Raw genomic sequence first — 12,701 nt, forward strand, 5'->3', positions numbered from 1 at the left:
CCTCACTCACAGGAGGAACCTCTGATGTCATACGTGGACGGATTCGTGCTCGCCGTGCCGACGGCCAACAAGCAGGCCCTGATCGATCATGCGGGGCAGTTTGACCCCATCTTCCTCGAATACGGCGCCACCCGGGTGCTGGAGTGCTGGGGGGACGACGTGCCCCACGGCAAGCAGACCGACTTTTATCGGGCGGTGGCGGCCAGGGAGGATGAAACCGTGGTCTTCTCCTGGGTGGAATGGCCGAGCAAGGCGGTGCGGGACGACGCCATGGGCAAGATGATGCATGACCCCAGGATGGACCCCGCCAATCCCCTGCACCAGACCATGCCGTTTGACGGCGCCCGCATGATCTTCGGAGGCTTCACCACCGTGCTGGAGCTCAAGGGCTGAGACCGGCCATCGGGGCTTCACCCTGGTGGCCGGAGCGCAAGGGCCGATGGCAACACCCAGGCCCGTCAGATGATGAAAAAGCCCGCCAGCCGGCGGGCTTTTTGCTGGGCGCCATGCCGGGGGATCAGCGCTCCACCAGCGGGGCCGAGCGGTAGCTCCACAGGCCATAGGTGCGCAGGGCGTCCCGGTAGATGCCAAGCAGCTCCTCCGGGCTTGCCTTGGCCAGGGCCGAGAGGGGCTTGTCCGGGTAGGCGACGCTGTCGATGCGGATGTTCGCCGGGCCGCTCTGCCAACAGGCGATTTCCAGCAGGGTCTGGCCCCGGCGCACATGGCTCGCCGAGCTCACTAGGGTGGCGAACTCAATCTCGTGGCGGGCGAGGGCATAGCCGCTGTAGAGGGCGTTCTCCACCGTGCTGGTGGCGTAGTTCTCCTCGATGATACGGGAGCGGTCGATGCCCTTTTTCGCCAGCCAGTCCGCCATCAGCTTGCCCTCGGTCTGGCGGTTCTGGGGCACGCCACCGGTGAGGATGACGAGGGCCGCCGGATCGGCCTGGGCCAGGGCGCGGGTGGTCTCGAGGCGTCCCAGCAGAATGTCGTGCATGGAGCCATCGGGATTGAGGGCATAGCCCAGGGTGACGATGGCGCGGCGCCCCTTCTTCTCGCCCCGTCCCTGACGCTCCTTGAGGGGGGTGGCGACCACTCTGTCCACGGTGGCGAACAGCCGCTGCAAGTCGGCGGCGCGACCGGCATTGAGATCGCCGACCCGCTTGAGGTAGCCATCGGATTTGGCCTGGTTGCCCTTGAAGCGCTGCCAGGTGGCCAGATAGGTGTTGATGTCCAGATCGTCCGGGGCGGCGGTGAGGGCCTGCTCGAACAGGGCGATGGCCCTGTCCACGTTGCCGTTGTAGATCTGGGCGTTGGCCGCCGAGATGAGCAGATCGGTGCGATAGGGCTCGAGCTGGTGGGCCTCCAGCAGCAGGGTGGTCACCTGCTCCATGTTGCTCGGCATCTTGGCGGTAAAGCCCGCATCGGAGACCCGGGCGGGGGAGTGGAAGATGCGGGCGGCGTCTGCCAGCAGCTGATCCACCACCTGGCGCTTGCTGATGAACTGCTCGTAATTCTGCTCCTTTTGCAGGGAGCGCACCGGGGCGGCCCAGGCATCGGATGAGATAACGAGCGGCAGCGCCAGCAGGCTGGCCAGGGTCAGGGCAATCGCGGTTTTATTCATCATGGGGCTCCCTGTGGGGTGCGGGGCGCGATGCCGTGGCTCGTCCCCTGAATGCTTTTCCAATAAAAACAGATGCTTGGTTTGCTGCCTACTCTACTCCCTTCCCGATGAAAAAAACGTGAACCGTTCCGGTTATCCCGATGCCCCCCTCAGCGCAGCCCCAGACGCGCCTGCAGGAAGGCCAGCCAAGCCGCCACCTTGGCGGGCAGGTGGCGGCGCTTGGGATAGACGCACCAGATGCCGTGCTCGGGCAGGGCATGGTCTGGCAGGACGGGCATCAGCCGCCCGGCGGCGAGATCCCGCGCCACGATGAAGTCCGGCATGTTGCCGATGCCAAGCCCCGCCAGCAGCGCGGTGTGGATGGCATCGCTGTTGTTGACCTCGAAATTGCCCCTGGGGGTGATGGCCACCTCTCCTTCGGGCCCGTGTAGCCGCCACTGGGTGCCGCCGCGAAACAGGGAGTAGAAGAGGCAGTTGTGGCGCTCGAGATCCGCCGGGGTGCGGGGCGTACCGGCCTGCGCCAGGTAGGCGGGGGCGGCGCACAGGGTGCTGAGACAGGGGGCGAGGCGGCGGGCGACCAGGCTCGAATCCTCCAGCTCGCCGATGCGCACCGCCACGTCGAACCCCTCGGCCACCAGATCCTGCCGGGCGTCGCTCATCTCCAGCTGCAACTGCACCTCGGGGTGGAGGGCGAGAAACTCGGGGACAAGGGGGGCGATGTGGCGCCGGCCATAGACCATGGGCACCGTCACCCGCAGCAGGCCGCGGGGGGCCGATTGCAGGGCGCCGATGGCATCTTCCCCGTCGCTGGCCAGGCGCACTGCATGGCGCACCGTCTCGAAGTAGCGCTCCCCCGCCTCGGTGAGGGTGAGGGAGCGGGTGGTGCGATAGAGGAGCTGGCAGCCGAGGGCCTGCTCGAGCTGGCTCACCTTCTTGCTCAGCACCGACTTGCTGAGGCCGAGCTGACGGGCGGCGCCGGAGAAGGTGCCCGACTCCACCACGGCGACGAAGGCGGGGAGCAGGGCGAAGGCTTCCTGGTTCATGTTGTTCTCGATATGGAAACAATGTTGTTCCAGTATGGTAGATTATCCCCAAATCAAAAACAATTTACCCTGCTCGTCAGTTCAACCAAGGAGCAACCCCATGATCCCCCCGCTTGTTGACCGCGGCCCCGGCCGCCCCGCCCTCGGCCAGACACTTGGCCAGACCCTGGGTGCCCTGGCCGCCTTCGCCGCCGGCCTGCTGCTGGCGCTGATGATCGCCCAGAACGGCGCCCTGTCCCGCGCCACCGACCCCTGGCTCGCGAGCTGGCTGGCCCACGGGGTCGGCAGCCTGGTGGCCGGGCTCCTGTGGTGGCTCTCCCCAAGGCCCCCGACGCCGGAGGCGGCCCCGCTCTGGGCCTGGCTCGGCGGTCTGCCGGGGGCGCTCACCGTGGTACTGGCGGCCCTGTGCCTCAACTCGCCCCTCGGCATGGCGGGCACCCTGGCCTGCGATGGCCTCGGCTGGCTCGGACTGGCTCGCCGCCGCCCCTCGGGAAAAGACGCGCTCGCCGCCCTGCTGGTGATGGCCGGCGCACTGCTTATCGTGCTGCGTTAGGAGAGACACCATGACCCTATTGATCCTGCTGGGACTGCTGAACGGCGTGGCGGTGAGCCTGTCGCGCACCCTCAATGGCCGCCTCGCCAGCGCCCGGGGCGCCATGACGGCGTCGCTGGCCAACCACCTGCTCGGCTTCGGGCTGCTCGGCGTCCTGCTCATCCTCAAAGGGGCACCCTGGGAGCGGCTCGCCGGGCTCGATCCCTGGCTGCTGCTCGGCGGGGTGCTGGGGGCGCTGTTCGTCGCCATCAGCAGTTGGGCCATCGGCCGGATCGGCGCCCTGGCCTGCGCCCTGCTCATCGTCACGGGCCAGCTGGCGGGAGGCGCACTGCTCGATGCCCTGGCCGGACGGCTGGCCGCAAGTGATCTGCTCGGCATCCTGCTGGTGCTGGCGGGGGCTGCGCTGCAACGCTGGCAGGGCGGCAAGTCGCGCTCCCGAGGGTGAGTGATGCGGTGATGGTCTGGGTAAACCGGCAGGGATGACAAGAGTGTCGCCCTGCCTGGATGCCAAAGGCGGCTCGCCTGTCGGCTCAGGGCCCAGATGAAAAGGAAAAGGCGAAAGAAAGGGAGGGAAAGGAAGAAACAGGAAGGCAACAGAGAGCAATGAAAGAGAGGCGCCTGTAACCCTGGGCCGCCCTCAACAGCAGAACACCGGCGCAAGGCCGGTGTTCTGAACAGCATGGCGGCGGGCCCGGCGGGGCGCGCGGTCAGGGCCGCTTAGGCGTAGAAAGCCTCGACGGTGCCCTTGACGGTGATCAGCATGGGGTTGCCGTAGCGATCCTTGGCCTTGGGGGAGGGGATCTTCACCCAACCTTCGCTGATGCAGTACTCCTCGACATTGGTGCGCTCCTTGCCGTTCACGCGAATGCCGATCTCGTGCTGGAAGCACTCCGCCACATGGTGCGGGCTGCGCGGGTTGGCCGCCAGACGGTCGGGCAGTGCAGGTTTGTTGTCGCTCATTTTATTTACCTGAGTGTGATAAAAAGTGGGTCATTGTAGGCAATGCCCGTCATGGGCTCAAGGCTGGGTTGCGTCCCATGGGGGGGACTAGGTCTGGCTACAGTTGCAGCTCGGGCAACAGCGTCGCCTGCGCCTGAAAATGGTGGCAACGGTGCTCAACGTCGTCTCTGTAACGTGCCAGATAAGCCAGCTCGGCGGGATTGTCTGTCTCAACCAGGGCGATGGCGGCATCAAGCTGATGCAGTATGTCGCTGGCCATCTTGTGCAAGGTCTGCTGCAACAGGCGTTTGGGCAGCTCGCATGCCTCGGCCATCTCCAGCAACTGCCATGCGTTGACCGCCTCGGGAGCAAACTCGTCGCCTATGGCCATGGCCAGATGCTGGTTGAACTCGGGGTAAAGCCCCACATTGACCAGATCGTACCAGGGGGTGGGCATCAGCCCTGCTTTTGATACGAAGAAGCTGTAGTTCTTGCCGTGGGCATCGTGGTTGTTGACGCAGAGGTTGAAGAGCAGCCATTGCAGCATGTCCAGTCTGGCCTGCGCCGGATTGACACAGAGGGCGCTGAGACTGAACAGCCGTGGCAGGCTCACCCCTTCCCGAATATGGGCCACGTCCCGCCCGTCACCGAAGTTGCGTTCATATTTTCGGGCGACGGGAAACCCCAGCCCCTGACAGGCATCGATCATGTGACGACGGCGCACCCTCAAGCCATCCTCGTCAAGGCGCCGATCGAACCGTTCCACCAGCAAGCTTCGGTGGGACTTATCGCCTTGGCCGACCCTGTGCAGTTCGACCCGCGCCACCGGCATGCCCAGCAGTGCGGCCAGTCGCATGGTCACGAACTCATTGATCACCAGATGAGGGTGATGCTCGAACTTGAGGAGGTGGGTGGAACAGAGCTCGCCCTCGCCAAATCCCAGCGTCCCCTCGAGTCGCAGCAGGTTGAGCTTGGCCTGCACGCCCGCAACCGAGAGGCGGGGGCGACCATCCCAGACTTCCAGCGGCCAGATCTCGGGCTGATCGAGGCGCAGCAACAGCTCTTTCGGGGTGATGGGGCGAAAATGGGTGGGGACGTCGGGCTCTGCGGGCAGGGTAAAGGTGACCGCCCCTGAGACATCGCGACCGATGCCGTGGATCAGGGCAAAGAGATTGCTGCGCGAAACGGAGAGCGCCTCAATCAGGTGCTCCAGCCCGCGATTTTCAGGCAGCAAGTTGCCGAGATACGCCCGGATCTGGGCGCTGCTGGCCGAACCATCCAGCGCCAGCGGCGGGGAGAGCGGGAAGCCACGCGCCTGCCACTCAGGTGTATAGCCGAGCTGAAACGCATCCCGGCTGGAGTCATATTCGAGATGGCCGATCAGCTGGTTACCCAGCCGAAGTTCCAGCCGATGGTGCTCAGAACCACCCATCATCACCGACCTCGGGTTGGCTGTTGCCGCTCGCTACCTGTGAGCCCATTTCCTGCACCAGTTGCAAGCGCAGCCCCAGCGCCTTCATCACCTGCAACAGGGTCGAGAGGTAGACATCCCCCCCTTTTTCAATCTTGATCAGGGTCTTCTTGGAGATACCGCACAGTGAGGCCGTCACCTCCTGGGTCATCCTGGCGGCTTTGCGTCTCTCGCGGATCGCCAGCCCCAGCGAGGCGGGATCCAGTGCTTTCGGGCCGGTTTGCAACGATGCGTCTGCCATCATGATCACGAAAAAAAGTGTAGGTTGTTACACCTTAACTCATGGTAAGAGCAAACAGCAATTAAAAGTGTACGATAGTGCACTTTTGATGGTTCTGGTACTGGTTGCAAGATAAAAGTGTAGAGGAGTCTACAAAGCTGTTGGCGATTCACATAGTTACAACACTATCTCCTCCACAGTGGAGTAGGGACTAGTGTCTGGATGTATGGAGTTAAATCCGATCACATCGTAAGTCAATTTTTAATAAAGATTCATATGGTAATGCCGATAGTAATTGAAGACTAGATTGAATCTTAGACTCTGCGGCAAGGACACTATGTTACTCTCAATTCGCACCAATAGTACTGCAATAGCTGCACAACGTAATCTTAGTAGTCTGATGGGGTCTTTTGACTCATCTCTCAAGCGTTTATCTTCGGGCTTGCGTATCAACAGCGCAGCAGATGATGCTGCGGGACTTCAGATCAGTAATCGTCTGACAAGCGAAATCAATGGTAGCAATGGAGCGATTCGAAATATCAATGATGCCATCTCCGTTATCAATGTTGCTGATGGGGCAATGGACGAGTCGATGAATCTCATGCAGCGTATGCGTACACTTGCTCTGCAGGCTGGTAGTGGCATCAATTCGGCAGATGACCGGGCAGCACTCAATATGGAGTTCCAGCAGATGCGTTTGGAAATGGATCGGATCGCAACCAAGACAACTTTTGCTGGACAGAGCCTATTGGCCGGGACATATGAAGGGGTGTTTTCTATAGGAGCTTATGCTGGTCAAAACATGGTCATCACAGATATGAATGCGCAAACCAAAAACCTTGGAGAAATGGTTTGGCAGTCTCGCAGTCCAACCAGCAGTAAACCTGGTGCTCACAGCATTGATGGTCTTCAGTTAGGTGCCCAACCTATCACACTCAACGGCGTGACGTTCGACACAAACTATCCAACGCTAGAAGCGTTTGTTGCTGACATCAATAGCACTAGCTTCCCAAATAACCAGAGCCCGATAGAAGCTGTACAGCACCCATTCTCGGTAAGATCGTCAATCGATCTGTCCACTCTTCCTTCCTATATCGATATCGAAGGACAGACGGTGGATTTGACAACGGGCATCGACATGACTGGCTGGGATCCTGTGAACCCCACGTCGGAAAATAGTTGGTTGATGGCAACGGTCGTCCATCGGATCAACATTGCGGCACAATCTGCAGGTCTTGGATTTTCCGTCAGTGGTTCGTATAACAACAACCCTGCTAATAATCAGCTTACGATATATAGCTCTCAAGGAAATAGCCTTACTCTGGCAAATGGCAGCATTCATCCACCCCAGCCACCCCAGCCTGCACCTCCGGCTCCTCCTATTCCACCAATCTCTGCTAATCCGTCACTTTCTGCCCTTCTCACGGATGTGAGTAGTACAACTTATATTGGACAACTTGAACTGAGCTCATCAGGTACTCGATATTCAAATATTGATATGGAAGGTAACACGTTGGGCTCTCTTGGATTTTTCCTTCAAGATAAGCAGAAATATACAGTTGATAACATTGATGTGCTGAGCGAGAGCAACGCCAGTCGTGCTATTAGGACCCTGGATGCAGGCATGAAGCAGCTTGGCGTACAGCGATCCCAGATTGGCGCTCAGGCTAACTCACTCGAAGCGAGAGGGCGTAGTTTGAGTACGAGCCATGAAAATCTGAGTGCTGCTCGCGCACGGATTCGGGATGCTGACATAGCGAGTGAGTCTGCACGCATGGTTCGGGTGCAGATCATGCAGCAGGCCAGTGCCAGTATATTAAGTCAAGCTAACAGTCGTCCCAAATTAGCGCTGAGCTTGTTGCAGTGAGATAGCACCAAGGATTAGTTTATTGTGAAATGCTCATGGGGGTGATTTTCGTTATCACGATAAACTGTAAGGTATATGATGCCTTTTCGAGGGGATGACCGGTGCACTCATCATAGATACAGATGGTATGAAAGTCTCTTTTGATGAAAATACGTGCAGAGTCAATATATTCGTCATTAAGCCTAACACTTTAAGCTTAGTGTTGGATTATCTGATTGTTTAGTTCTCAAGTGTTCTTCTCCTATTGCCTTCCCAAGAAACGGTACAACGATGTTAATGATCATAACAAATACGAAATAGAAAGGGAGCCGGTTAGGCTCCCTTTGGTACGCTGATATCATTATGGCTGAGGCGGATACGCAGCCGGACCATTCACGGCCAAGGGCATGTGGCCAGTGCGCCCCTTATCGATTGGTCGCGGCCTTCATCCCTTCCACAAACTCCTTCAGACGGGTGAGCATATGCTCCGGGTTCTGGTGGTGGGTCTCGATGATCTTCACCACTGCCGAACCCGAGATGGCGCCGGCGGCGCCAGCCTTGATGGCATCGCGTACCTGGGCCGGTTCGCTGATGCCAAAGCCGAGCAAGGCGGGGGGGGCGTTGAACTCGCGCAGGGAGTTGATGAGGCCCTCCACCGGCATGCCGGCCTTGGTCTCGGCACCGGTCACGCCAGCACGGCTCACCAGATAGGTGTAACCGTTACCCAGCTCCGCCACCTGCTTCAGGGTTTCGGCGTCGCCATTGGGCGGGGCGATAAAGATGCTGTCGATGCCGAACTTGTCGGCCGCCGCCTTGTAGGGGGCGCACATCTGCACCGGCACGTCGGCCACCAGCACCGAATCCACCCCCGCCTGCTGGCACTTCTCGTAGAAGCCGTCGATGTGGCGCACATAGACCAGGTTCGCGTAGACCAGGAGGCCAATGGGGAGCTGCGGGTACTTGGCGCGGATGCGGGCGAGCAGGCCGAAGCAGTCGTCCGGGGTGGTGTGGCTGGCAAAGGCACGCAGGGCGGCACCCTGAATGGTGGGGCCGTCCGCCACCGGATCGGAGAAGGGAATACCGAGCTCGAGGGCGTCGGCGCCCCCTTGGACCAGGGCATCGACGATGGCCAGGGACAGTTCGGGGGTGGGGTCACCCAGCATCACGAAGGGCACGAAGGCGCCCTGATTGGCCTTGTCCAGACGGGAGAAGAGTTGAGCGTAACGGTTCATGACAAGGTTCCTTCTTTTTCAAAGATGTCGGCAACGGTGAAGATGTCTTTGTCGCCACGGCCGGAGAGGTTGACGATGAGCACCTGCTCTTTTTCCGGTTCACTGCGGGCCATCTTGAGGGCATGAGCCAGGGCGTGAGAGGACTCCAGCGCCGGGATGATCCCTTCGGATTTGGCCAGCTCCTGGAAGGCGTCCAGTGCCTCCTTGTCGGTCACCGAGGGGTACTCGGCGCGGCCGATGGCGGCCAGGTGGGCGTGCTGGGGGCCGACGGAGGGGAAGTCCAGCCCCGCCGAGACGGAGTAGGACTCCTGGATCTGGCCCTGGTTGTCCTGCATCAGGAAGGAGTGCATGCCAAAGAAGACCCCCTTGCTGCCGTGACCCAGCGGCGCGCCGTGCTCGCCGCTCTCGATGCCGTGACCACCGGGTTCGACCCCGATAAGGCGCACTTCAGGGTTGTCGATAAAGTCCGCAAACATGCCGATGGCATTCGAGCCGCCGCCGACGCAGGCGATCACCGCATCCGGCAGGCGCTCCTCCTTCTCGAAGCACTGGGCCTTGGCCTCTTCCCCGATCATCTTCTGGAACTCCCGCACGATAGTGGGGAAGGGGTGGGGGCCGGCGGCGGTACCGAGCAGGTAGTGGGCGGTTTCATAGTTGGCAGCCCAGTCGCGCAGTGCCTCGTTGCAGGCATCTTTGAGGGTGCTGGAGCCGGAGTGCACCGGGATGACGGTGGCGCCCATCAGCTTCATGCGAAATACGTTGGGCTTCTGGCGCTCGCAATCCTTGGCGCCCATATAGACCCGGCACTTGAGGCCGAGCAGGGCACAAGCCAGGGCAGTGGCGACGCCGTGCTGACCGGCGCCGGTCTCGGCGATGATCTCGTGCTTGCCCATGCGCTTGGCAAGCAGGGCCTGACCCAGCACCTGGTTGGTCTTGTGGGCGCCGCCGTGCAGCAGATCTTCACGCTTGAGGTAGAGGCGGGTCTTGGTGCCCTTGGTCAAATTGCGGGTGAGGGTGAGCGGTGTCGGGCGACCGGCGTACTCGGTCAGGAGCGCCTGAAACTCGGCGACGAAGGCCGGATCATCCTTGGCATCGACAAAGGCCTTCTCCAGCTGGAGCAGGGCGGGGATGAGGATCTGGGGCACATACATACCACCAAATTCACCGAAAAACGGATTGAGCAGGGTCATACATTATTCCTTGTGCTTATGGGCAAACGCAGTTCATTAATTCGTTGAATGAGTCACGGGGCGCTCACAGTTGGCGCAGGGCACCAAAGGCGGCCGCCAGCTTGTGGGCATCCTTCCTGCCCGGGGCACTCTCCACCCCGGAGTTGAAATCAAGGCCCACACAGCCCACCCGGGCGGCCTCGAGGGCGTTGTCGGGGTTGAGCCCCCCTGCCAGCATCAGTTTGCTCTTGTCGAGCCCAGCCAGCAGAGTCCAGTCGAACGCCTGACCGGTGCCGCCGCTCTGGCTGCCGACTTTCGTATCCAGCAGCAGGCGATCCGCCGGGTAGTCGAGGGCGGGCAGGGGCTCGCCACTTGTGACTCCAACCGCTTTCCAGATCTGGCAGCCTGCCGGCAGCAGCGCGCGCAGTGCCTCGACATAGGCGGCATCTTCATCCCCGTGCAGTTGCACGGCGGCGAGCCCCAGCGCATCCACCGTCTTGGCGATGGTGGCGGGCTGGGCATTGCGAAACACCCCGACGTAAGAGAGCGGCGCACCCGCCATCACGGCGCGGGCGGCGGGAATGTCCACGTAGCGCGGGCTTTTCGCCACAAAGATAAGGCCGCCGAACACGGCGCCCGCCTGATGGGCGGCGGCGGCGTGCTCGGGACGAGTCAGGCCGCACACCTTGTTCTGGCCGAGCACGAGCTTGCGCACCGCGGCCTCCAGATCCGGCTCCGCCATGAGGGAAGAGCCCACCAGGAAGCCCTTGGCGTGGTGGCGCAGGGCCGCCACCTGGGCGCGGTGGTTGATGCCGGATTCGCTGATCACCACCCGATCCCCCGGGATCCTGGCCGCCAGCTGCCGGGTGCGGGCGAGATCGACGCTCAAATCCCGCAGATCCCGGTTGTTGATGCCAATCACCGGGGCGCCGAGGTCGATGGCGCGGGTCAGCTCCTCCTCGTTGCTCACCTCGGTGAGCACTCCGAGGCCCAATTCTTTCGCCACTTTGAACAGGGCGCGATACCCCTCGTCGGTGAGCACGGAGAGCATCAGGAGGATGGCGTCCGCCTGATAGTGGCGGGCCAGATAGACCTGATAGGGGTCAATCATGAAGTCCTTGCAGAGCACCGGCTGCTGGACGCGGCCCCGTACCCGGGGCAGGAAGGCGAAATCCCCCTGGAAGAACTTCTCGTCCGTCAGCACCGAGATGGCGGTGGCGTAGTGGCCATAGATGTCGGCGATGGCCTCCGGGCTGAAGTCGTTGCGGATCAAGCCCTTGGAGGGGGAGGCCTTCTTGCACTCCAGAATGAAGCGGGTGGAGCCTTGGCGCAGATCCCCCTCGAAGTCCCGATCGCTCGGGGTGAGCGCGTCCTGGAAGCTCGCCAGGGGCTGGCTCTCCTTGCGGGCGGCGACCCACTCCTGCTTGGCCGCCACGATCTTGCCGAGAATGGTCTGGCTGATGGAGGCCATGTTCAGAAAGGCGTGGGGAGCAATGACATCTGACATCTCGTTATCCTTGCGAAGCTGGCTGTTGCCCGTCGGGCGTTCTGGGTGAGTGCCCCTGGGGCACGCTGCGGTGGTGGCTGACATCATGCCTCCTGATGGCTCAGGGTGGCGAGATCCCGGGCGAGGAGGGCGGCCTGGCCGCTTGCCAGCACCGCCAGCACCCGGGCGGCGGCCTGCCTAAAGTCCGGGGCCTCGCCCGCCATGACCAGGAGCGGCGCCACGTTGGCGGCGATGGCGGCGTTGTGGGCCGGGCTGCCGCGTCCTTCCAGGATGGCGGCGGTGATGGCGCGGTTCTCCTCGGGCTCACCGCCCTGGATGGCGCTGACCGGGTAGGTGTCGAGGCCAAAGTCCGCCGGGGTGAGCAAGTACTCGCGAATTTCGCCGTCACGGATTTCCGCCACCTGGGTCGGGCCGTGGATGGCAATCTCGTCGAGACCGGCGCCGTGCACCACCATACCGGTTTTCAGGCCGAGTGCCAGCAGGGTTTCGGCGATGGGGCGCACCAGCTCGGGGGCATAGACCCCCATCAGCTGGAAGCTGGGACGAGCGGGGTTGATGAGCGGCCCCAGCACGTTGAACAGGGTGCGGGTCTTGAGGGCCTGGCGCACCGGCATGGCATGGCGCACCCCGGCGTGGTACTGGGGGGCGAACAGGAAGCAGACCCCGAGCTCGTCCAGGCAGCGGCGGGCCTGGGTCGGGCTCATGTCGAGCTTGATGCCCATTTTATCGAGCAGATCGCTCGACCCCGACTTGCTCGAGACCGAGCGGTTGCCGTGCTTGGCCACTTTCAGGCCGCAGGCGGCGGCCACCAGGGCCGAGGTGGTGGAGACGTTGATGGTGTTGAGGCCGTCCCCTCCGGTGCCGACGATGTCGCAGAAGGCATAGTCCGGGCGCGGGAAGTCGCGGGCTTCGGCCAACAGCGCCTCGGCGGCGCCGGCGATCTCCTCCGGGGTCTCCCCCTTGATCTTGAGAGCGGTCAAAAGGCTCGCGAGCACGATGGGATCCACTTCACCACGAACCACCTGGCCGAAGGCGTCGCGGGCGGCGTCGCGGGTGAGAGACTGACCCTGATAGAGGGTGTTGAGATGTTGATGCATGGT

General features: G+C 62.0%; 13 protein-coding genes. 4 read left to right on the top strand and 9 right to left on the bottom strand.

The window, feature by feature from the left end:
* Positions 1-24: 24 nt before the first annotated feature.
* Positions 25-393 (top strand): DUF1428 domain-containing protein, encoded by a 369-nt coding sequence (locus J9893_RS21310; protein WP_119197461.1) that lies wholly within the window; start codon positions 25-27, stop codon positions 391-393.
* A gap of 124 nt (positions 394-517) precedes the next feature.
* On the opposite strand, the gene J9893_RS21315 is transcribed toward J9893_RS21310, so the two are convergent.
* Together J9893_RS21315 and J9893_RS21320 are read right to left on the bottom strand one after the other, a co-directional pair.
* A complete protein-coding gene (locus J9893_RS21315; protein WP_119197462.1) occupies positions 518-1,621 on the bottom strand; it encodes a YdcF family protein in 1,104 nt (367 codons plus the stop codon).
* Positions 1,622-1,770: 149 nt separating this feature from the next.
* Complete coding sequence (locus J9893_RS21320; RefSeq protein WP_202211476.1) at positions 1,771-2,664, bottom strand: LysR family transcriptional regulator; 894 nt, start codon at positions 2,662-2,664, stop codon at positions 1,771-1,773.
* 100 nt (positions 2,665-2,764) lie between these two features.
* Between J9893_RS21320 and J9893_RS21325 the strand changes: the two genes are divergently transcribed.
* Together J9893_RS21325 and J9893_RS21330 are read left to right on the top strand one after the other, a co-directional pair.
* Positions 2,765-3,217, top strand: coding sequence for a DMT family transporter (locus J9893_RS21325; RefSeq protein ID WP_210600782.1), 453 nt, complete (start codon positions 2,765-2,767; stop codon positions 3,215-3,217).
* A gap of 10 nt (positions 3,218-3,227) precedes the next feature.
* Positions 3,228-3,662 (top strand): DMT family transporter, encoded by a 435-nt coding sequence (locus J9893_RS21330; RefSeq protein WP_113736103.1) that lies wholly within the window; start codon positions 3,228-3,230, stop codon positions 3,660-3,662.
* A 272-nt stretch (positions 3,663-3,934) separates the two neighbouring features.
* On the opposite strand, the gene J9893_RS21335 is transcribed toward J9893_RS21330, so the two are convergent.
* The 3 genes from J9893_RS21335 to J9893_RS21345 form a co-directional block, all read right to left on the bottom strand.
* Positions 3,935-4,177: a DUF3297 family protein gene (locus J9893_RS21335; RefSeq protein ID WP_005302916.1), complete on the bottom strand. Its 243-nt coding sequence runs from the start codon at positions 4,175-4,177 to the stop codon at positions 3,935-3,937.
* A gap of 97 nt (positions 4,178-4,274) precedes the next feature.
* Positions 4,275-5,591 carry a HipA domain-containing protein gene (locus J9893_RS21340; RefSeq protein ID WP_201985066.1) on the bottom strand — a complete coding sequence of 439 codons (1,317 nt, stop codon included), beginning with the start codon at positions 5,589-5,591 and terminating at the stop codon, positions 4,275-4,277.
* Entirely contained in the window at positions 5,575-5,868 is a 294-nt protein-coding gene (locus J9893_RS21345) for a helix-turn-helix domain-containing protein (protein ID WP_223917222.1), read from the bottom strand. The genes J9893_RS21340 and J9893_RS21345 overlap by 17 nt, the downstream gene beginning before the upstream one ends.
* Before the next feature lie 316 nt (positions 5,869-6,184).
* On the opposite strand from J9893_RS21345, the gene J9893_RS21350 reads away from it, so the two are divergent.
* Complete coding sequence (locus tag J9893_RS21350) at positions 6,185-7,714, top strand: flagellin (protein WP_210600783.1); 1,530 nt, start codon at positions 6,185-6,187, stop codon at positions 7,712-7,714.
* Positions 7,715-8,118: 404 nt separating this feature from the next.
* Here the strand turns inward: J9893_RS21350 and trpA are convergent, their stop codons facing one another.
* The 4 genes from trpA to trpD all read right to left on the bottom strand — a co-directional run bounded on the left by trpA (position 8,119) and on the right by trpD (position 12,698).
* Positions 8,119-8,925 carry a tryptophan synthase subunit alpha gene (gene trpA, locus J9893_RS21355; protein ID WP_041213215.1) on the bottom strand — a complete coding sequence of 269 codons (807 nt, stop codon included), beginning with the start codon at positions 8,923-8,925 and terminating at the stop codon, positions 8,119-8,121.
* The gene (gene trpB / locus J9893_RS21360) at positions 8,922-10,115 is read right to left on the bottom strand and encodes a tryptophan synthase subunit beta (RefSeq protein ID WP_041213214.1); all 1,194 of its coding nucleotides are present in this window, start codon (positions 10,113-10,115) and stop codon (positions 8,922-8,924) included. The genes trpA and trpB overlap by 4 nt, the downstream gene beginning before the upstream one ends.
* 64 nt (positions 10,116-10,179) lie before the next feature.
* Positions 10,180-11,685 carry a bifunctional indole-3-glycerol-phosphate synthase TrpC/phosphoribosylanthranilate isomerase TrpF gene (gene trpCF, locus J9893_RS21365; RefSeq protein WP_069785303.1) on the bottom strand — a complete coding sequence of 502 codons (1,506 nt, stop codon included), beginning with the start codon at positions 11,683-11,685 and terminating at the stop codon, positions 10,180-10,182.
* Positions 11,685-12,698, bottom strand: a complete 1,014-nt coding sequence (gene trpD, locus J9893_RS21370) for an anthranilate phosphoribosyltransferase (RefSeq protein WP_053288294.1) — start codon at positions 12,696-12,698, stop codon at positions 11,685-11,687. The genes trpCF and trpD overlap by 1 nt, the downstream gene beginning before the upstream one ends.
* Positions 12,699-12,701 lie beyond the last annotated feature (3 nt).

Origin of the sequence: Aeromonas sp. MaB10011B (genome assembly GCF_017939325.1) — a bacterium.
In the GTDB taxonomy this organism is placed as follows: domain Bacteria; phylum Pseudomonadota; class Gammaproteobacteria; order Enterobacterales; family Aeromonadaceae; genus Aeromonas; species Aeromonas caviae.